Origin of the sequence: Pseudomonas izuensis (assembly GCF_002356535.2) — a bacterium.
GTDB classification, from domain to species: domain Bacteria; phylum Pseudomonadota; class Gammaproteobacteria; order Pseudomonadales; family Pseudomonadaceae; genus Aquipseudomonas; species Aquipseudomonas izuensis.
On the sequence record NZ_AP017423.2, the window covers coordinates 3,290,694 to 3,311,604 of the forward strand.

The 20,911-nt window shown below is 60.7% G+C and carries 12 protein-coding genes; 6 read left to right on the forward strand and 6 right to left on the reverse strand.

Translation table 11 applies throughout. The features are described 5' to 3' along the window. Positions 1-11: 11 nt before the first annotated feature. Positions 12-1,406 carry a GABA permease gene (gene gabP / locus LAB08_RS14720; protein ID WP_096511454.1) on the forward strand — a complete coding sequence of 465 codons (1,395 nt, stop codon included), beginning with the start codon at positions 12-14 and terminating at the stop codon, positions 1,404-1,406. Positions 1,407-1,720: 314 nt separating this feature from the next. Next, positions 1,721-2,737, forward strand: a complete 1,017-nt coding sequence (cahR, locus tag LAB08_RS14725; protein WP_096511452.1) for a transcriptional regulator CahA — start codon at positions 1,721-1,723, stop codon at positions 2,735-2,737. A gap of 138 nt (positions 2,738-2,875) precedes the next feature. Here the strand turns inward: cahR and LAB08_RS14730 are convergent, their stop codons facing one another. From LAB08_RS14730 to LAB08_RS14750, 5 genes are all read right to left on the reverse strand, one after another. Next, positions 2,876-4,216, reverse strand: coding sequence for an MFS transporter (locus LAB08_RS14730; RefSeq protein ID WP_096511450.1), 1,341 nt, complete (start codon positions 4,214-4,216; stop codon positions 2,876-2,878). Between the two features lie 161 nt (positions 4,217-4,377). After that, entirely contained in the window at positions 4,378-5,589 is a 1,212-nt protein-coding gene (gene creA / locus LAB08_RS14735) for a creatinase (RefSeq protein WP_096511448.1), read from the reverse strand. Between the two features lie 295 nt (positions 5,590-5,884). Further along, complete coding sequence (locus LAB08_RS14740) at positions 5,885-6,895, reverse strand: GlxA family transcriptional regulator (RefSeq protein WP_096511446.1); 1,011 nt, start codon at positions 6,893-6,895, stop codon at positions 5,885-5,887. Positions 6,896-7,070: 175 nt separating this feature from the next. Then, a complete protein-coding gene (locus tag LAB08_RS14745) occupies positions 7,071-9,266 on the reverse strand; it encodes an OsmC domain/YcaO domain-containing protein (protein ID WP_096511444.1) in 2,196 nt (731 codons plus the stop codon). Between the two features lie 107 nt (positions 9,267-9,373). Then, complete coding sequence (locus LAB08_RS14750; RefSeq protein WP_096511442.1) at positions 9,374-10,933, reverse strand: sensor domain-containing diguanylate cyclase; 1,560 nt, start codon at positions 10,931-10,933, stop codon at positions 9,374-9,376. Positions 10,934-11,109: 176 nt separating this feature from the next. Between LAB08_RS14750 and LAB08_RS14755 the strand changes: the two genes are divergently transcribed. The 4 genes from LAB08_RS14755 to LAB08_RS14770 all read left to right on the forward strand — a co-directional run bounded on the left by LAB08_RS14755 (position 11,110) and on the right by LAB08_RS14770 (position 18,900). After that, the gene (locus LAB08_RS14755; RefSeq protein ID WP_096511440.1) at positions 11,110-12,867 is read left to right on the forward strand and encodes a monovalent cation:proton antiporter-2 (CPA2) family protein; all 1,758 of its coding nucleotides are present in this window, start codon (positions 11,110-11,112) and stop codon (positions 12,865-12,867) included. Positions 12,868-13,053: 186 nt separating this feature from the next. Then, on the forward strand, positions 13,054-14,274 hold the full coding sequence (locus tag LAB08_RS14760) for an efflux RND transporter periplasmic adaptor subunit (RefSeq protein WP_096511438.1): 1,221 nt from the start codon (positions 13,054-13,056) through the stop codon (positions 14,272-14,274). Continuing rightward, positions 14,271-17,468 (forward strand): efflux RND transporter permease subunit, encoded by a 3,198-nt coding sequence (locus LAB08_RS14765; RefSeq protein ID WP_096511436.1) that lies wholly within the window; start codon positions 14,271-14,273, stop codon positions 17,466-17,468. Before LAB08_RS14760 ends, LAB08_RS14765 begins: the two co-directional genes overlap by 4 nt. 1 nt (position 17,469) lies before the next feature. Next, a complete protein-coding gene (locus tag LAB08_RS14770; protein ID WP_096511434.1) occupies positions 17,470-18,900 on the forward strand; it encodes an efflux transporter outer membrane subunit in 1,431 nt (476 codons plus the stop codon). Positions 18,901-19,099: 199 nt separating this feature from the next. Here the strand turns inward: LAB08_RS14770 and LAB08_RS14775 are convergent, their stop codons facing one another. Beyond that, a complete protein-coding gene (locus LAB08_RS14775) occupies positions 19,100-20,881 on the reverse strand; it encodes a SulP family inorganic anion transporter (RefSeq protein ID WP_096511432.1) in 1,782 nt (593 codons plus the stop codon). Positions 20,882-20,911 lie beyond the last annotated feature (30 nt).

Below are 20,911 nucleotides of genomic sequence, written 5' to 3' on the forward strand. Positions count from 1 at the left end.
GGGTAAGTCTCATGTCCAGCAGCTCAACCTTGGCCCCAGGCCTCAAGCAGCGTCACGTCACCATGTTGTCCATTGCCGGTGCCATTGGCGCCGGCCTGTTCATCGGTTCAGGCCACGCCATTGCTTCGGCGGGACCCGCCGCCATCCTGGCGTACATTTTTTCCGGCACGTTGGTGGTGCTGGTCATGCGCATGCTGGGAGAGATGGCCGTAGCATCGCCGGACACGGGATCCTTTTCGACCTACGCCGAGCGGGCGATGGGGCGCAGCGCCGGATTCACCATCGGCTGGCTGTACTGGTGGTTCTGGGTGCTGGTCATTCCCATTGAAGCCATCGCCGCTGCCGCCATCCTGCACGCCTGGTTTCCCGCCATTCAAACCTGGGAGTTTGCGATAGCGGTCACCGGTCTGCTGACATTGACCAACCTGTTCAGTGTCGCCCGCTACGGCGAGTTCGAATTCTGGTTCGCCATGCTCAAAGTCATCGCGGTACTGGGGTTCATCGCCCTGGGTGCGCTGGCACTGGCGGGCGCACTGCCGCAGACGACGGTGAGCGGGGTCGTTCAATTGAGCCATGAGTTCGGTGGCTTCATGCCCAACGGCATGAGTGCCGTCATCGGTGCGATGCTCACCACGGTGTTCAGCTTCATGGGCACGGAAATCGTCACCATCGCCGCAGCCGAATCGCAGAATCCATCCAAACAGATCACCCGCGCCACCAACTCCGTGGTCTGGCGAATGGGCATTTTCTATATCGTTTCGGTGTTCCTCATCATCTCCATCGTGCCCTGGAACGACCCCATGCTCATGGAAGTCGGCTCCTACCAGAGAGCGCTTGAGTTGATGAACATCCCGCACGCCAAAATGATCGTGGATATCGTCGTGCTGATTGCGGTCGCCAGTTGCCTCAACTCAGCCATCTATACGGCGTCACGCATGGTCTACTCCTTGAGCAAGCGCGGGGATGGACCTCGACTGCTCCAGAAAACCTCGTCTTCGGGGGTGCCTTATGTTGCGGTGATGGCCAGTACAGCGGTCGGTTTCCTGACCACGGCACTCAATTACTTTGCGCCCAATGAAGTGTTCTCCTTCCTGCTGGCCAGCTCCGGGGCCGTTGCGCTGCTGGTCTATCTGGTGATTGCCGTTTCGCAACTGGTACTGCGCAAGAAGATGAATGCTTCGGGACAACCGATCGCCTTCAAGATGTGGCTGTTCCCCTGGCTGAGCTACCTGGTGATTGCCTGCATCCTGAGCATCCTGGTGGTCATGCTGATTTTGCCGCAGCACCGCATGGAGGTGATTGCGACGGGGGCGCTGACCCTGTCGATCGTCTGTATCGGCGCCATCTTCAACGCCCGGAAGCCGACGGCTCGAACCGTTGGAATGGCTCAAACCGAAAACGCTTGAAAACACGATCCCTGCAGGAGCGAGCTTGCTCGCGAAAAAACCAAGGACACCGTTGGTTATATGGTTTTACGCGTTATCGTTCACGACCATCGCGAGCAAGCTCGCTCCTACAGGGTTTCACCATCCCGATCACCTCTTTCCGGCCACTCTGCACCACGGAGCTGGCCGGTTTTTTTGTTAATCCCTCCCTGGACACAGGGTGTAAAATCCAGAACCTCCCGAACAGGGCTGACAATCACAAAAACGAGATGACGTTGTCCCTGTCGGCAGCTCGCCGCAGCGCACGTCACTGATGCAGTTGAGGAGCGGTAACCATGGCGAAACTCCAGGTGGCGAAACCCGCCGCAGGACGCTCGGCGAATGAACAACGGCCGGTGAAAACCGTGGGTTTCCTGGTCATCCCCAACTTCACCACCATCGGTTTCGCCTCCGCGGTGGAAACGCTGCGCATGGCCAATCTGGCCGCGCGCAAACCGATATTCCGCACGGTCATCATTGCCGCCAGCCTGGACCCGGTCACGGCCAGCAACGGCATGCGCATCCTGCCCGACCACAGCATCACCGATGCCCCGAAGCTCGACATGCTGTTCGTTGTCGGCTCAAACCCGATCGTCTCCAATCACAGCACTCGACCATTGCTCAATTGGCTACGCAAACTGGCACACGATCAGGTGCCGCTGGGCGGGATCTGCACCGGCAGCCACTTGTTGGCCCGCGCCGACCTGCTCAAGGGCTATCGCTGCACGATTCACTGGGAAGACATCGAGGCCCTGAAGGAACGGTTCCCGGGGATCATCATTTCCAACCAGCTGTTCGAGCTGGACCGTGATCGCTACACCTGTTCCGGTGGCGTGGCGTCCATGGACATGACCTTGCAGTTGATCGCACGCGAACCCGGTGGCCGGGACATCGCCGCCCATACAGCCGAGTTGCTGTTGTGTGATCGAATCCGGGGGGCGCAGGAGCAACAGCGTGTGCCATTGCGACAAAAGCTGGGCACCTCGCAGCCCAAGCTCAGCCAGATGGTGGCGATCATGGAAGCCAATCTCGAGGAGCCGGTGGGCCTTGAGGAACTCGCGCGGTTGAACGAGGTGTCGGTACGGCAACTGGAGCGCCTGTTTCACAAGCACCTGCAGCGCACGCCGAGTCAGTACTACCTGGAATTGCGCCTTGCGCGGGCGCGACAATTGTTACTGCGCAGCGAATCGCAGGTGCGCGATATCGCCCTCGCCTGCGGCTTCGTTTCCCCGGCGCACTTCTCCAAATGCTACAGCCGCTTCTTTGGTGTATCGCCCATGGGGGAGCGCAAGCAGGTGGCTGCCATACATTGATTCAATATTGATGTTGGCCGGACTGGCCTCTTCGCGAGCAGGCTCGCTCCCACATTGAACCGCGTCCGCATGGACAACTCGGCCAACTGTGGGAGCGAGCCTGCTCGCGAAGGCGTCCGTGAAATCACCGAAAGAAGGTCAGTCCTGCAAAGCCTTATGCGCCGTCTCCCGACTCGCCAGCATGGCAACCAGCGCCACCGCCGCGGCCGCCAACAGATACCAGGCCGGGGCCATTTTGTTGCCGGTCAGTTGAATCAGCCAGGTGGCAATAAACGGTGCGGTGCCACCGAACACTGCGTTGGCAATGTTGAAGCTGAAGGCAAAGCCACTGAAGCGCACGCGGGTGGGGAATATCTCGGCAAGGAAGCATGGCAAGGTGCCATCGTTCATCGCCAAAATGGCGCCGAACGCGATCTGGATCATCAGAATCACGATCAGCGGCTGGTTCTCCAGCATCCCGAACAAGGGAAAGGTCAGCGCCAGGAACAAGACCGAAGCGATCACCAGCATGGTCTTGCGCCCAAAGCGGTCCGACAGTTTGCCCATCAGGAAAATCAGCCCGATGTAGGTCGCCAGCGACACCGTCGACGCCAGGAACGAATCACGCTCGTTCATGCCCATTTCGGTGGACAGGTAGGTCGGCATGTAGCTGAGCAACAGGTAAAACGCCACGGCATTCAAGCAGGTCGCACCGATCCCGATCATCACGCTGCGTCGGTGCACGGTCAGCAGTTCGCGAACCGGAGCGTGGCTTGCGCACTCCTTCGCTTCAAGGCGTTTTTCCATCTCCAGGAACTTGGGCGTGTCTTGCAGACTCATGCGGATATAACGCCCCACCAGCCCGAACGGTGCCGCCAGCAGAAAGGGTAACCGCCAGCCCCAACTGTGCAGGTCCTCGACACTCATCCAGGCGTGCAGGCCGGCGACAAACACCGCGCCGAACAGCAAGCCTGCCGCCGTGCTCGCCGGGACAATGCTGGTGTACAAACCGCGTTTGCCCTCGGGAGCGTACTCGGCGAGAAAGGCCGATGCGCCGGCGTACTCCCCTGAAGCAGAAAAGCCCTGGAACAGGCGGATCAGCAGCAACAAGGCGGGTGCCCACAGGCCGATATGGTTGTAGGTCGGCAGGACACCGATACAAAAGGTCGAGACCGACATGATCAGAATCGACCAGGACAGCGCACTGCGCCGCCCGTATTTGTCACCGAAGTGCCCCCAGACCAGTCCCCCCAGCGGGCGGACGATAAACGACAGCGCGAACACGGCAAAGGTCGCCAGCAGCGCAGTTGCCTTGTCGGTTTGCGGAAAGAACGTCAACGCGATGACGGTTGCCAGGTAGCCGTAGGCTGCATAGTCGAACCACTCGACGAAATTGCCCATGAAGCTGGCACTGGCTGCACGCCGAAGGGCCTTGCGCTCGGCGGTCTGTTCGAGTTTCTGCGCCAGGGTCGGCGTCAGGCTTGCGCTTTGGGTGCTCATTGGGCACCTCCGGTGTGAGAGGTGCGGTTGGCGAAATGAAAAGTCAGGACGTAGAACATGACAAAACCCTCTATTGTTTTACTTGGCAGGGTTAAGGTTCAGTAGATGCTGCGCGCTTTGTGGCGAGGGAGCGAGCTCCCTCGCCACAAAGCGCTACTGCCTTACTTTTTGATGATGTTGTGTTCCGGGCCGTACGGGAACTTCGTGATGTTTTCCCCGCCCTGTTCGTTGACGATCAGGATGTCGTGCTCACGATACCCGCCCGCACCCGGAAGGCCTTCGGGCAGCATGATCATCGGTTCGATCGACACCACCATCCCCGGTTCCAGCACGGTGTCGATGTCTTCGCGCAGTTCCAGCCCGGCTTCGCGACCGTAGTAATGGCTCAGCGTCCCAAACGAGTGGCCGTAGCCGAAGGTGCGGTATTGCAGCAGATCGTGTTCCAGGAAAATCTCGTTCAGTTGCAGCGCGATATCGCAGCAGCGCATGCCCGGCTTGATCAGTTTCAGGCCGGCCTCGTGCACTTTGACGTTCACTTCCCACAGGCGCAGATGTTCATCGGAGCAGTGGTCCAGGAACAACGTACGTTCCAGTGCTGTGTAGTAACCGGCGATCATCGGGAAGCAATTGAGGCTGAGGATGTCGCCCTTGTTGACCTTGCGCGAGGTCACCGGGTTATGTGCACCGTCGGTGTTGATACCGGACTGGAACCAGGTCCAGGTATCCATCAGTTCGGAATCCGGGAAGGTGCGGGCAATTTCGCGCACCATGGCCTGGGTGGCGTGCAGGGCCACTTCGTATTCCGGCACCTGATCGCGCAAGGCTTCGACGACGGCTGCGCCGCCGATGTCCGCTATCCGTGCACCCTGGCGAATGATCGCGTGCTCCTCGGCGGACTTGATCATGCGCATGCGCATGCACGGTGCGGCGATGTCCACCAGATCCACCTGCGGATAGCGGCTGGCAAGCTTGTCGCGATTGAGCAGATTCAGATGGTCGAACTCGATGCCGATGCGTCCGGCCTTGGGCAAGGCCTGCTGGATCGCGACGAAATAGTTGTCGCGCTGCCAGTCGGTGTAGACGATGTTTTCCGTGCCGACCGTGCGGCGCCAAGGCTGACCGCCATCGATGTTGGCGCTGATGGTCACGGCGCTGTCCTGGGTCACGACCAGCGCATACTGGCGCCCGAAAGAGCAGTACAGGAAATCGCTGTAGTAGTTGATGTTGTGATAGGACGTGAAGACCGCCGCGTCGATATTGTTCTGCGCCAGATAAGCCCGCAACTTGGCCTGGCGGTTGGCATATTCCTGGGCCGAGAACGTCGGGTTGGTTCTCTCGCCGTTCTTGATCTGGATGGTTTTCGGCATTTGCATGTCATTTATCCTTGTCATTGTTTGAGCTACAGATGGCGCCCATCTGGCGGGCCGCTGAAGATCATTCGAACAGATGCCCAGTGTGGTTTTTTGTGCGAATCCGACCTGTAGTTGGTCACATCCGCTGTTTGCGAAAGTGCTCCCCACGCCCCCGCCAGAAACAAAAATGCCCCCGGCTTGGCGGAGGCATTGGTAATAAAACTCAGTATTGATGTTGGCTGTGATGGCCTCATCGCGAGCAGGCTCGCTCCCACAGGGGATCTTCAGTGGCCCCGGCCTTTGTGTAGTCCTGGATTCAGTGTGGGAGTGAGCCTGCTCGCGATGAGGCAGGTGCGTTCAACAGGGATGCCCGCTGACTCTGTGCCTGCGCGCCCATATGTTCGCGAGGGTGTTCGCCGAAATACTGGCGATAGCAGCGAAAGAAATGTTGCAGCGAGACGAATCCGCACGCCGTCGCGACATCCGACAGCGACTGTCCACCGGCCCGCAACAACTGGCGTGCCCGTTGCAGCCGCAAGTCCAGATAGTGCCTCGATGGCGAACAACCCAGGCTGCGTTTGAACAGGCGCTCCAGATGCCGGCGTGAAATGCCCATGGACTCGGCCAGCTCGTCGATGCCCAGCGTCCGGCGCAGATGCTCATTCATCAATGCCAGGGTTGCTTGAAGTTTTGCCGGAGCGTCGTTCAGGGGGAGTAGCGGCCGGGCCTGGCGTGCCGCATGTTTTTCCATTCGCAGTATCAGACCACGGCCGTGGGTCCGGGCGAGAAGTTCGTGCATCAATCCCTGAACGGCCTGCGGGCCGACGCAGGTCAGGCGTTGGCGGTCGACGCAGAACGGCGCAGCCACCGGCTTCAACTCGCTCAAAGCAGCAGACGTCAGCGCTGTGGCGGGTTCCGGCAAGCTGCAGCGCACACCCTCCAGGGCGCCAATTTGCGCCAGCAGCCAGCCGGCTTCGCCCAACGCGCCCAGGCAGATCGGTTGGGTTGCCCAGTGATTGAGCTGCGCACGCAAGTCTGGATGCAAATGCAGGCTGTCGCCACCACAGAGGATCAGTACATCGAAGGTTTGTGCCTGATCCAGTCGGGCAGTGGCGGTTGCGATGCCGTTGCTGGCGCTCAGTGACTGCCCGTCCAGGCTCAGCATTTGCCACTGGCAGACACTGCGCCCGGCCATCTGGTTGGCCAGGCGCAATGGCTCCAGCGCGTTGGCCAGGGCATACAGATCGAAGGCTTCCATCAACCAGAAACCAATACGCAGCACCGGCGGTAGTGGCCGGTCAGACACGTCAGGAACACTGCTAGCCATCGTCGATCTCCGCGCCGCTTCAAAGGTGTCAGGAACTCACCCGATTATCGGCGTCAGTGATCTTCACGGTTTGTCAGGAATCGACCCCCAAGTGCTCGCCACTACCGAGGTCTGATCCCCGTAGGCGCCGGCTTGCCGGCGAAAGCGGTGTGTCGGTTCCAACAGGTCCAGGGGATCAACCCGTCACATGGGCCCGCGCCGCGTGCAGCTTTTTGTAGCTGTCGATCAGGCGCAGGTGCCTGTCGAGCCCTTCCAGTTTCATGCTCGTAGGCGTCAAGCCGAAGAAACGCACGCTGCCGTTCACCGAGCCGATCGCCGCGTCCATGCGTTCGTTGCCAAACATCCGGCGGAAATTGGCTTCGTAGTCCGCCAGTTCCAGATCCTCGTCCAGTTCCATCTCCAGCACCGCATTCACCGCCTGGTAAAACAACCCGCGCTCGACCGTGTTGTCGTTGTACTGCAGGAACATTTCCACCGCCTCTTTCGCCTCTTCATATTGCTGCAAGGCGAGCCAGATCAGCAGCTTCAACTCAAGGATGGTCAATTGACCCCAGGCCGTGTTGTCATCGAATTCGATGCCGATCAAGGTGGTGATGTCGGTGTAATCATCCAGTTCACTTTCTACCAGACGCTCGACCAGCGCCTTCAGGCCGGCTTCGTCCAGGCGATGCAGGTTCAGGATATCTTCGCGGAAGAACAGTGCCTTGTTGGTGTTGTCCCAGATCAGGTCGTCCACCGGATAGATTTCCGAGTAGTCCGGCACGAGGATGCGGCAGGCGGTTGCGCCGATGTGTTCATACACCGCCATGTACACTTCCTTGCCCATGCCTTCGAGAATGCCGAACAGGGTCGCGGCTTCTTCGGCATTGGAGTTTTCACCCTGGCCCGAGAAGTCCCATTCAACGAATTCGTAATCCGATTTGGAGCTGAAGAAGCGCCACGACACCACACCGCTGGAGTCGATAAAGTGCTCGACGAAGTTATTCGGCTCGGTGACCGCGTGACCTTCAAAGGTCGGCTGGGGCAAATCGTTCAGGCCTTCAAAACTGCGACCCTGCAACAATTCGGTGAGGCTGCGCTCCAGCGCCACTTCAAGGCTTGGGTGCGCGCCGAACGAGGCGAATACACCGCCGGTGCGCGGGTTCATCAAGGTCACGCACATCACCGGGAACTCACCGCCCAGGGACGCATCCTTGACCAGCACCGGGAAGCCCTGCGCTTCCAGCGCCTGGATACCCGCCAGAATCGCGGGGTATTTCGCCAGCACTTCGGCCGGTACATCCGGCAATGCAAACTCACCTTCGATGATTTCGCGCTTCACCGCACGCTCGAAGATTTCCGACAGGCACTGCACCTGGGCTTCGGCCAGCGTGTTGCCGGCACTCATGCCATTGCTGAGGTACAGGTTTTCGATCAGGTTGGACGGGAAATACACCACTTCGCCGTCCGACTGGCGCACAAACGGCAGCGAAACGATGCCGCGCTCTTCATTGCCGGAGTTGGTGTCGAACAAATGCGAGCCACGCAGCTCGCCATCGCGGTTGTAGATCTTCAGGCAGTAGGCGTCGAGAATTTCCGCCGGCAGCTCATCTTTGCGGCCAGGCTGGAACCAGCGCTCGTCCGGGTAATGCACGAACGGCGCGTTGGCGATGTCTTCGCCCCAGAACTGATCGTTGTAGAAGAAGTTGCAATTGAGCCGTTCGATAAACTCGCCCAGGGCCGAGGCCAACGCGCTTTCCTTGGTCGCGCCCTTGCCGTTGGTAAAACACATCGGCGAGTGCGCATCGCGGATATGCAGCGACCAGACATTGGGCACGATATTGCGCCACGACGCGATTTCAATCTTCATGCCCAGGCGCGAGAGAATGCCCGACATATTGGCGATGGTCTGCTCCAGCGGCAGGTCCTTGCCCACGATATAGGTGCTCGCCTCTGCCGCCTCACCCGGTATCAACAGCGCCTGGGCATCGGCATCGAGGTTTTCCACCTCTTCGATCACGAACTCCGGACCGGCTTGCACCACCTTCTTCACCGTGCAACGGTCGATGGAACGCAAAATGCCCTGGCGGTCCTTGTCGGAGATATCGGCAGGCAACTCGACCTGAATCTTGAAAATCTGGTTGTAGCGGTTTTCCGGATCGACAATGTTGTTCTGGGACAGACGAATGTTATCGGTCGGAATGTTGCGGGTTTCGCAGTACAACTTCACAAAGTAAGCCGCACACAAGGCCGACGAAGCCAGGAAGTAATCGAACGGCCCCGGTGCCGAGCCATCGCCCTTATAGCGGATGGGTTGATCGGCGATCACCGTGAAGTCGTCGAACTTGGCTTCAAGTCGAAGGTTGTCGAGAAAATTGACCTTTATTTCCATGCGGGATTACCAGAATAGCGAGCTAAACAAATTGGCCGCCATTATCCGGCTTTTCAGCCGGAAGTCTTGTGTTTTGGCGCCCTTACAAGGGTTGCCCATCGACAAACTCAAGCCTCTACCCGGTTTCTTCCCTTTTTCTTGGCCTCATAAAGAAGCTCGTCTGCTTGCTTCAGTACAACGGATACAGGTGGACCCTGCGCGATCCAACTGGCCACGCCTATGGATATCGTGACGCTTCCCACCTGGTCGATCCGGGTGTTTTCCACCATGGCGCGTAATCGCTCGGCAACGTCGATCGCACTGGCTTTTGGCATGTTCGGCAGCAACAGCGTGAACTCCTCCCCGCCAGTACGGCATGGGAGGTCGCCGTCCCGCGAACATCGCTTGAGTACATCGGCGATGGCTTGAAGCGCGACATCCCCGGCGTCATGTCCAAAGGTGTCATTGACCTTCTTGAAATGATCGATATCCAGCGCCATCGCGCAGAACGGGGTGCCCGTTTGCTGTAGCACGCGCAGAGCCTCATCCATCGCCCGGCGATTGGCCAGGCCGGTCATCGGGTCACTTTGCGCCTGGCGGTTGAGGCGGCCGAGCTTTTCCTGCATCAGCGCCACCCCCATCGACAGGGCGCGGCGGATGTGCGCGGCCTCGATGTACCAGGCGCGCACCGAATTGATTTGTTCGGGGCTGTCGACGGCATCCAGTTGACTCGCCGCAGCCGCGAGTTGCCGCAATGGCCGGGTGATCAGCTGCGTCACCCAGCAGATGATCGTGAAACCGATCAGACAAACGGGAAAGATCGCCATGGCCGTCTTTCCCATGAGGGCACCGAGTGATTCAAGGGTTGCGGCACGCGATTGTGCGCAAATCACGCCCCAGCGACTGTCGGGCACATAGGCGTAGCCGGACAGCATGGCGGTACCCTCGGCATCGACGCTCTCCATGGCTCCCCTGCCCCCGCCCAGGACCGCGTCTACCGCTGTATCCGGGCCCAGCACCTGGCCAATGCGATTGTGGTCGGCGTGATACAACAGCCGCCGACTGCTGTCCACCACGTACACCTGAACACTGACGTCGTTGAAGTGGCTGCTGATCAGCGTGTGCAGGACGCTTTGCTTCTGCAGGTAAACGGAACCACCCACGGCACCCACGTACTGCCCGCCCTTGTCGACAATCGGCTGTGAAATGAAGATCACCAGATTGCCGATCTCGGAAACGAATGCCGAGCTGACCATCGGTTGATGTCCATGCAAAGCCTGGACGATGCCCTCGGTGTGGAAGATTCGCCCCTTGATTTGCAGGTTTTGCGGGGAGGCTTCCAGGACTTTCCCGGTGGCATCGAAAATCGCAACCGAGTTGAAGCTCGAATCCTGGCCCTGGAGACGAATCGCCTCGCTCTTCAAAAACCCTTCGTTTTGCAGTTGCCCGGCCAGGAGGTCGGCGCTGTAGGCCAGATGCTCATGGCTGTTGCGCAGAAACTCACCGATGCTGGATGCCACTTTGGTGGCGTAGGCACGGTTGGACTGCAGGGCCGAGTCGATCAACTCCCGTTTCTGCACCCGATACACGACATACAGGCTGCTCACCAGCGTGATCAGCGCCGTAAGCAGCGTAAACAACAGGATCAGGCGCCGCAGGTCGATCCTGGTCAATGACCTCACGCTCATGATCGACGGGTCCGAAGTACCGGGTAGACACAAAGTGTAGCAACCGGGTGGCGTTTGCCCTGTGTCGGTGGAAATTCGGTGAAATGCGCCAATGACTATACTGCGCTCGCGCCCCGGTCCGATTGTTCCTGTCGCCATGACTCCCGCGATGGCGCAGACAGCAAGGAGGAGCGCAGATGTCACACGATGGAAACCTGCTTCAGGCAACCGTCATCTTCCTCTTGGCGGTGGTGCTGCTGGTGCCGCTCGCCCAGCGCGTCAAACTGGGCGCGGTTCCCGGTTACCTGCTGGTGGGCGTGCTGATCGGCCCTTCGGTGCTGGGCTTGATCGACAACTCCGAGAATGTCAGCCGGCTCTCGGAAATGGGCGTGGTACTGCTGCTGTTCATCATTGGCCTGGAGCTATCGCCACGCAAACTCTGGATGATGCGGCGCCTGCTGTTCGGCGTCGGGCTGATTCAAGTGCTGCTCACCGGGGCGATATTTGCGGTGATTGCGTACTTCGTGTTCGCCCAGCCGCTGCGGGCAGCCATCGTGCTGGGGCTGGCGCTCGCGCTTTCGTCCACCGCCTTCGGTTTGCAGATCCTCGCCGAGCGCAAGGAACTGGGCCGCCCCCACGGTCGCATGGCCGTGGCCATTCTGCTGTTTCAGGACATTGCAGCCATTCCCTTGATTGCCGTGATACCGCTGCTCGGAGGTGCCGACGCTGACCAGGCGCAAGGCGGCGAGTTGCGTGAACTGCTGGCGGTCCTGGGCGGCATCGGCGCGATCATTGTCGGCGGACGTTTTCTGTTGCGCCCGGTATTTGGCTGGGCAGTGATTCCGGGCCTGCGCGAGTTGTCCACTGCCACTGCATTATTGTGCGTGCTCGGCACCGCCTGGCTGATGGAGCATGTCGGCGTGTCCATGGCGTTGGGTGCCTTTCTCGCCGGACTGCTGATGGCGGAGTCGCCGTTTCGCCACGAGCTGGAGTCGCAGATCGAACCGTTCAAGGGGTTGCTGCTCGGGCTGTTTTTTGTCGGCGTTGGCATGACCGCGGATTTGCGCCTGCTGTTTGGCTCGCCTTGGGTGGTATTGGGTCTGACGCTGTTGCTGGTGGGCCTGAAACTGCCGCTTTTATACGGGCTCGGGCGATTGACCGGTGGATTGAATCGAGCCGATGCCATCGGCCTTGGCGTGGTCCTCGCCTCCGGTGGCGAGTTCGCCTTCGTGGTCTTCAAACTGGCGCTGGGCCACCGCTTGCTCGATCAATCTGTCCATGACTTGCTGGTGCTCGTCATCACGCTGTCCATGGCCGTGATTCCCCTGGTGATGTTCGCTCTGTCGCCAGTGATGCGTACGGTCCCTGTTACGCCGGACACACCCAAGGGGCCACCAGAACTTAACGGTGCGCCTAAAGTGGTGATTGCCGGCACGGGTCGAATGGGCCGTGTCATCGCGCACATGCTGCAGACCCGGGGAATCCCCCTGGTTGCCCTGGACACCTCGGTACAGGCACTCGACCAGCAGGGCGCGCCCGGGCGCCTGCCTGTCTACTACGGTGACCCGACCCGCCCCGACATTCTCCACGCGGCCAAGGTGGGCACGGCTGAGCTGGTGATCGTCACCACCGACGATCCACACATCAACCTGGAAACGGCAAGGACCCTTGCGCGGCTCTACCCTGGGGTCAAGGTGATCGCGCGGGCCCGCGACCGGCAAGAGGCGCTGAAGTTGATGGACGCAGGGGCACAGCCAATACGCGAAACCTTCCATTCCAGCCTGGAGATATCCCGGCGCGCGCTGCTGGTGCTGGGCGAAAGCGAGGAGCAGGCCGATTCGTGGACCCGGCACTATCAGAAACAGGCCGAGGACGAACTGACCCTTCGACACCAGGATGCAACTGCCGGGGAGACTCGATCGAAGCCTGCCGGCGACGCATCAAATAAAGAATGAGCGCCAAGGGCGATTGGCACAGGGGTTAAACCGAGTCATTTCCAATACCCCGCGTGCATTCATGAATGCTGCCGACCGCTCTGACTGGCGATGTCTTCGCATTTTTGAAACAGATCTGAGTTCGACCACTGGTTTCTGAAGCAATGCTAGCTACGCTTGCTTCATCGACCTTGATGGAGCACGGGTATGGGCGGCGTAAAACTTTCCAGTGGTAACGGCCTGTCAATTGCCTGCCTGCTGGGGATTGCCATCCTGCTGGCCGGCTGCGGCAAAGAACCGGTTGCTCCGGGGCGAAAACCGCCTGATGTGACGGTCATGACAGTCACCGCCCGCGATACCCCGGTGACCTTCGAATTCGTTGCCCAGACCCAGAGCTCCCGCGAAGTGGAAATCCGCGCCCGTGTCGCCGGTTTTCTGGAAAAGCGGCTGTACACCGAAGGCGATCTGGTGAAAGCCGGGCAGACGCTGTTCCAGATGGACAGTAAGCCCTTCGACGCCGCGCTGCTGTCAGCCAAGGGACAACTGGCCCAGCAACAGGCTCGCTGGGAAGTGGCCAAGGCGACGCTGGCCCGTGTCCGCCCATTGGCCGCACAGAATGCAGTCAGCAAGATGGACCTGGACAATGCCAACGGCCAGGAGCGTGAGACCCATGCCGCCGTACTGGCCGCCGAGGGGGTTGTGCGCAACGCCCAGCTGAATCTGAGCTATACCACCATCACCTCTCCCCTGACCGGCCTTTCCAGCTACGCAAAAAAACAGGACGGCAGTTACGTCACGCCGGGCGAGTCGGGGCTGCTGACCTCCGTTTCGCAGATGGATCCGATGTACGTCAATTTCAGCCTTTCGGAAAACGAATCGTTGAAATACCGCGACGAAATCAGCACTGGACGGCTCAAAATTCCGCCCAGCAGCGATTTTGTCGTCGAAGTGGTGATGGCCGACGGTACCGTGGTACCTGACCGCGGCAGGGTTAATTTCCTCGCACCATCGTTCAGCTCGGAAACCGGCACCTTCCTGGTGCGGGCGGTGCTGGCCAACCCCAAAGGGCTGCTCAAGCCCGGTCAGTTCGTTAAGGCACTGGCCAAGGGCGCTACCCGGCCCAATGCCATTTTGGTGCCGCAGAAAGCCGTGCTCGAGGGGGCCAAGAGCCATTTCGTCTGGGTGCTCAATGCCGAGGGCAAACCCGAGCAACGAGTGGTCGAAGTGGGTGAATGGCAAGGCGATAACTGGTTCATCAGCCAGGGGCTGCATGCCGGTGAGCGCATCGTGGTCGAGGGTGCGATCAGGGTCACACCCGGGGGACCGCTGAACATTGTCGATGCCGCCGGCACTACGCCGGCCCCCGCGGAGACAGGTGAAACAGTGAAAGCGGGGACGACCGGTGCAACCGGCGGGAAAGCGCCATGAGCATTTCCCACTATTGCATCGACCGGCCGATTTTTGCTTCGGTGATCTCCATCATCATCACCCTGGCGGGCGCGGTGGCCATGCTTGCACTGCCCGTCGCCCAATACCCGGATATCACACCACCGCAAATCACCGTGGCAGCCACCTACCCCGGCGCCGATGCGCAGGTCGTGGCCAATAACGTGGCAGCGCCCATCGAGCAGCAGGTCAACGGCGCTGACAACATGATCTACATGAACTCGTCGAGCTCCGCGACGGGCAACATGACCCTTAACGTGTTCTTCGAAATCGGCACCGACCCGTCCCTCGCCCAGGTGGACGTGCAGAACCGGGTCAACCTGGCCCTGCCGCAACTGCCCTCCGCCGTGCAGAGCCAGGGCATCCAGGTGCAGAAAAAATCGTCGGCGTTCATGATGATCCTTTCCGTGTACTCCGCCGGCGACCGCTATGACAGCACCTACGTCGCCAACTACGCCAACCTCTATATTCTGGATGCGATCAAACGCATTCCGGGTGCCAACCAGGCCGCCATTTTCGGCACGCCGGACTACGCCATGCGCATCTGGCTCAAGCCTGATCGCATGGCCCAGCTGGGTATCACTGCCGCGGATGTGCAAAGAGCGGTGGCCAACCAGAACCAGCAGTTTGCAGTAGGTCGCGTCGGGCAATCCCCCACGGGGCAAGCCGTGGAGCAATCGTTCGCCGTGACCACCAAGGGCCGCCTGACCGAGCCTGCGGAGTTCGAGAACATCATCTTGCGTGCCAGCAACAACGGCGCCGCCATCGTGCGCCTCAAGGATGTAGGGCGTGCCGAACTCGGGCAGAAAGACTACTCGTTGCGCAGCACCTATCAGGGTAAGCCGGCGACGTTGATTGCCGTGTATCAACAACCCGGCGCCAACGCCCTCGACGTCTCGGCGGCGGTCACCAAGACCCTGGCAGACATGAAGGCGACCTTTCCCGAGGGCATCGAATACAAGATCGTGATGGACACCACGGCCTTTACCCGCGCGTCGATTTCCGAGGTGATCCACACCTTCTTCGAAGCCCTGGTGCTGGTAGTCGTGGTGGTTTACATCTTCCTGCAGAGCCTGCGTGCCACGCTGATCCCCGTGCTGGCGGTACCGGTGTCGATTGTCGGTACCTTTATCGGTATGTCTGCCCTCGGGTTTTCGGTGAACATGCTGACACTGTTCGGCATGGTGCTGGCCATCGGTATCGTGGTGGACGACGCGATCGTGGTGATCGAAAACGTCGAGCGCAACATGCAAGTGCACAAGATGCCACCCAAGGAGGCGGCCAAGCGCGCGATGGACGAAGTGGCAGGTCCCGTGGTGGCCATCGTGCTGGTGTTGTGTGCAGTGTTCATCCCGGTGGCATTCATGGGCGGCATCACTGGCCAGCTGTATAAACAGTTCGCGATCACCATCGCCATTTCCGTGGTGATCTCCGGTCTGGTCGCCCTGACCCTGTCGCCCGCCTTGGCGGCGCTGTTGCTCAAGCCTCAGCACGGCGACAAGAACGCCTTTTTCCGTTGGTTCGAACGCAGCTTCGAGCGCATGACCGAGGGTTACTCCAACGCGGTGGCCTTCATGATTAAGCGCTTTGTAGTGGCGCTGTTGCTGTTTGCCGGCATGATCGTGTTGATCCTGCTGATGGGCCAGCGCATTCCCAGCGCCTTTCTGCCGCCGGAAGACCAGGGTTACTTGCTGGGGGCCATTATCATGCCCGATGCGGCGAGCCTTGATCGCACCGGCGAGGTCGGCAAGGTCGCCAGTGACTTCTTCATGAACGATGCGTCGGTGGAGGGCGTGGCCATCGTCAACGGCTATAGCCTGCTGGACGGCCAGAACAAGAACAACGCCGGTACCCTCTTCGTCGGATTCAAGGATTTCGAGGGACGCTACAAGGATAAGGAAACCATCAAGGAACAGAGCGCCCCTGCGGTCATCCAGAAAGCCGCACGTGCTTTCTCCACGATTCAGGAGGGGATCATTCTGCCGGTCAACCCGCCGTCCATTCCCGGCCTGGGCACCACCGGTGGCATGGAAGTCTGGGTGCAGAGCAAGGGTGACGCCGGCGTCGACCAACTGGCGGAAGTGGTTGGCGAGCTGGTGGCGAAGGCCAGGCAGCGCCCGGAACTCGGCGCGATCACCTCGACCTTCAACGTGCATTCCAGGCAGCTGATGGTCGACGTGGACCGGGAAAAAGCCGAAAGCCTGGGCGTGCCGGTAGAAGATGTCTACAGCGCCATGCAGACCATGTTCGGCTCGCTGTACGTCTCGCAATTCAACAAGTTCAGTCGCCTGTGGCAGGTCATTCTGCAGGCAGAGCCGTCGTATCGGCTCAAGGCCGAGGACCTGCAACAGATCTACGTGCGCAGCAAGAATACGGAGATGGTGCCACTCAAATCGGTGTTGACTACCCGCTACGTCACCGGCCCCGACCTGCTGACCCGCTTCAACAACTTCCCGGCGGTGAAACTCACCGCCAACGCGGCCCCCGGCTACAGTTCCGGCCAGGCGCTGGCGGCCCTGGAAGAAATCAGCGCTGAAATCATGACCAACGACTATGCGCTGGCGTTGAGCGGCGAAGCGTTCGAGGAGAAAAAGAGCGGCGGTGCTTCTTCGCAGGTGTTCATTTTCGGCCTGGTGATGGTGTTCCTGATCCTCGCGGCGCAGTACGAAAAATGGTCCCTGCCGGTTGGCGTGCTGATGGCGGTGCCGTTTGCGTTGTTCGGTGCCCTGCTGGCGGTGCTGATCCGGGGCTTGAGCAATGACGTGTATTTCCAGATCGGCCTGACCATGCTGGTGGCACTGGCGGCCAAGAACGCCATCCTGATTTTCGAGTTCGCGGTATTGAACCGGGAAAACGGCATGTCGGCCTACGACGCGGCGATGACGGCCGCGAGGGAACGCCTGCGGCCGATCGTGATGACGTCCCTGGCGTTCATCCTCGGTTGTGTGCCGCTGGCCATTGCCGTCGGTGCCTCCGAGAACAGTCGCCACTCCATCGGTACCGGGGTGATCGGCGGGATGCTGGCGGCGACCGTCATCGCGATTTTCTTCATTCCCTTGTTCTATTACCTGGTGGAGCGGATGTTCGCGAAAAAGGATGAACCGCAGCCGTCCGTACAGACGCCGTCCGCGCAGCTCCCCGACGGCGCGGCGCAAAACCGGCATGAGGGGGATTGATATGCGCAAGCCCCCTCTCCCGCTGTTGTTGTGCCTGGGCCTGTTCGGCTGCATGGTGGGACCCGACTACCAGCCCCCGGAAATCGACACCCCCGCGGCGTATCGCTATGCCGACAAGGAAGCCAGGGATCTGTCCAATACCCTGTGGTGGGAGCAGTTCCAGGACCCGGTCCTCAATGACCTGATCCGCACGGCATTGCAGGAAAACAAAGACATCAAGATCGCCGCCGCACGGGTGGAGCAATTCCAGGGCCGTTACGGCGAAACCCGCTCCCTGTTGTTTCCGCAGGTCGGGCTCGATGCACAAGGTCAACGGTCCCGGTCGCCCCGGGACAATGGTCCGGTGCCACTGGACCCCTCCGTCGACCCGGTGTTCAACAACTATCAGGCCCTTCTCAGTGTGAACTGGGAGCTGGATGTCTGGGGCCGTTTGCGCCGCCTGAGCGAATCGGCCCGCGCCGATCTGCTGGCGTCGGAGGAAGGTCGGCGTAGCGTCATTTTGAGCCTGGTGTCGTCGGTGGCGACGAGTTACGTGACGCTGCGCGATCTTGACCGCGAGCTGGAAATCTCCCGCACCACCGCCAAGGCGCGGGGCGACTCCTACGAGATATTCAAACTGCGCTTTGGTGCCGGCGTCATCTCCGAAATGGAACTGGCCCAGAACCAGTCCGAGTACGAGCGGACCCTGGCGTCGGTCGCGCAATTCGAACCCTTGGTCGCGCAACAGGAAAACGCACTGGCCGTGTTGCTTGGCCGCAACCCGGGGCCGATCCTGCGAGGGCGTGATTTGGGACAACTGGCGCTGCCCTCGGTGCCTGCCGGCCTGCCTTCGGACTTGCTGCAAAGACGGCCCGATCTGCACCAGGCCGAGTTGAACCTGATCTCGGCCAATGCCCAGATCGGCGCCGCCAAGGCCCAGTATTTCCCGACGATTTCCCTGACCGGGCTGCTGGGTTCGGTCAGCAACCAGCTGTCGAACCTGTTCACCGGCCCCGCCGCCACCTGGTCCTATGGCGTCGCCGCCAGCATGCCGATCTTCACTGCCGGCGGCATCGCCGGCCAGGTGCAACAGGCAGAAGCATTCCAGCAACAAACCTTGCTGACGTACCAGCAGGCGATCCAATCGGCCTTCAGGGACGTGGAAAATGCGTTGATCGCCTCGACTAAGTCTCGCGAGCAAATGGCCTACCAGGACCGGCAGGTCGAGGCGCTGCGCACCTATGCACACTACGCGCGACTGCGCTACGACAACGGTTACACCAGCTACATCGAGGTGCTGGACGCCGAGCGCAGTCTGTTCGATGCCGAGTTGAACTACACCCGAACCCGGGCCACGGTGTTCACTTCGATGATTGATTTGTACAAGGCCACCGGCGGCGGCTGGGTGACCAAGGCTGACGAGCTGACGGTGTCGGGGCAGCAACATCAGTGACGTCTGACAAACCGCTTTCGCAGGCAAGCCAGCTCCTACAAAAGCAATGCATACAAGCCCAAGAAAAACACCCGCCCCTCTGTAGGAGCGAGCTTGCTCGCGAAAAACCCGAAAGCGCCGTTGGGCATCTGGTTTTACGCATTATCGTTCACGACCTTCGCGAGCAAGCTCGCTCCTACAGGTGGAGATTGCGCGCAGCCTACTCGCGATCTTCTTGCTCCCATTCCACCGGATGGATTTCCAGATAACGGCTGACAGCCGCGCCCAGGGTCGCAAAGAACGCTTCTTCGCCAAACCGCGTGAACAACCCGAAACGCTTCAGTTTGTCCTTGACCGGGTCTTTCATTTCGGCCACGCACAATTCGATGCCGGCTGCGTGCAGGGTTTCGTCCAGCTCGGCCAGCATGTCGGCGGCGGTCACGTCGACGCTGGTGACAGGTTCCGCCGCGACGACCAGCCAGCGCACGGGCGTCGGCGATGCCGCCACGGCATCCAGCACCCGGTCATGGAACAGCTCGGCGTTGGCGAAAAACAACGGCGCATCCCAGCGAAACAACACCAGGCCGGGGATCAGGCGTGCATCGGGATAACGCTTGAGGTCGTGATAGCCCTGCACGCCTTCGGCACGCCCCAGCACGGCCGAGTACGGACGCCAGGCATCCCACAGGAATTCGATGACCGCGATGACAATCGCCAGGCCGATGCCCTCGATCGCCCCCAGCACGGCCACGCCCACCGTACAGACAATCGACAACCAGAACTCCCAGCGCTGTATGCGATAGATACGTCGCAGGTCGCTGACTTCGATCAGGCCGATGGCCGAGGCGATCACCACCGCCGCCAGGGCGCTGGTGGGCAGGTTCTGCAGCAGGTTCGGTGCCACCATCAGCAGCAGGGCCACAGCCAGTGCACCGACGACGCCGGCCAGTTGGGTCTGGGCGCCCGCCGCCTCGGCCACGGGGGTGCGTGACGAGCTGCTGCTGATCGGGAAGCCCTGGAACAGGCCGCCGGCCAGATTGGCGACGCCGAGCCCGACCATTTCCTGGCTCGGGTCGACATAGGTCCGGGTGCGCGCCGCGTAGACGCGAGACAGCACACTGGTGTCGGCAAACGAGACGAGGGCGACGGCGCAACCGCCGATCAACACCGGGACGATATCGGCCTGGGTGATCCAGGGGATGGCGAAGGCAGGCAAGCCTTGTGGCAACGAGCCCAGAACCGCCACACCCTTGGCCGCGAGATCCAGCACACCCACGGCGATGGTGGCCGCCACCACGGCGATCAGGATGCCCGGCACGCGTTTTTTGTCCTTGAGCAGCAGGATCACCGCCAGGGTCGCCACGCCGACAATGAAGGTGACCCAATTGGTCTTGCCCGCCATCACCGCCGAAGCGATGGCCCACAGGTTGCGAAGTGGCCCGTGGGATTCGATGGAAAAGCCGAACAGCTTGGGCAGTTGGCTGATCAGTACCGTCAGCGCGATCCCGTTCATATAGCCATAGCGGATCGGTTTGGACAGCAGTTCGGTGATGAAGCCCAGACGCGCCAGCCCGGCCAGGATACACACCACCCCGGAAACGATCGCCATCATGCCCGCCAGGGCGACCGCGCGATGCGGGTCGCCGCCGGACAGTGGCAGGATCACGGCGAGGATCACCGCTGCCAACGAGGAGTCCGGCCCCAGCACCAGAATCCGGCTGGGGCCGAACAGCGCATAGGCGAACAATGGCACGATGGTCGCGTAGAGCCCATAGATACCGGGAACGCCCGAAGCCACGGCATACGCGATGCCGACCGGTACCAGCATGGTGGTCAGCACCAGCCCGGCAACGATATCGCGCGGCAACCACGCCACTTTATAACTGCGCAGGGTTCTCAGCCCCGGCAACCAGCGCAGCCAGCCGGCCTGATCGGCGCCCGCCTCCTTGCGCGCGATCCGGCCCGGTTCCGGGAGTGGTGGCGCAGCATCTGTTTGGCTCATGGCACTTCAGCCCTCCCTTGGTAAAGCGCA

Bases quoted from the DNA above. Each gene is read 5' to 3' on its own strand.
- LAB08_RS14775 (WP_096511432.1), bottom strand. From the start codon at position 20,881: ATGAGCCAAACAGATGCTGCGCCACCACTCCCGGAACCGGGCCGGATC.
- creA (WP_096511448.1), bottom strand. From the start codon at position 5,589: ATGCAAATGCCGAAAACCATCCAGATCAAGAACGGCGAGAGAACCAAC.
- LAB08_RS14760 (WP_096511438.1), top strand. From the start codon at position 13,054: ATGGGCGGCGTAAAACTTTCCAGTGGTAACGGCCTGTCAATTGCCTGC.
- LAB08_RS14770 (WP_096511434.1), top strand. From the start codon at position 17,470: ATGCGCAAGCCCCCTCTCCCGCTGTTGTTGTGCCTGGGCCTGTTCGGC.
- LAB08_RS14765 (WP_096511436.1), top strand. From the start codon at position 14,271: ATGAGCATTTCCCACTATTGCATCGACCGGCCGATTTTTGCTTCGGTG.
- gabP (WP_096511454.1), top strand. From the start codon at position 12: ATGTCCAGCAGCTCAACCTTGGCCCCAGGCCTCAAGCAGCGTCACGTC.
- cahR (WP_096511452.1), top strand. From the start codon at position 1,721: ATGGCGAAACTCCAGGTGGCGAAACCCGCCGCAGGACGCTCGGCGAAT.
- LAB08_RS14750 (WP_096511442.1), bottom strand. From the start codon at position 10,933: ATGAGCGTGAGGTCATTGACCAGGATCGACCTGCGGCGCCTGATCCTG.
- LAB08_RS14745 (WP_096511444.1), bottom strand. From the start codon at position 9,266: ATGGAAATAAAGGTCAATTTTCTCGACAACCTTCGACTTGAAGCCAAG.
- LAB08_RS14730 (WP_096511450.1), bottom strand. From the start codon at position 4,216: ATGAGCACCCAAAGCGCAAGCCTGACGCCGACCCTGGCGCAGAAACTC.
- LAB08_RS14740 (WP_096511446.1), bottom strand. From the start codon at position 6,895: ATGGCTAGCAGTGTTCCTGACGTGTCTGACCGGCCACTACCGCCGGTG.
- LAB08_RS14755 (WP_096511440.1), top strand. From the start codon at position 11,110: ATGTCACACGATGGAAACCTGCTTCAGGCAACCGTCATCTTCCTCTTG.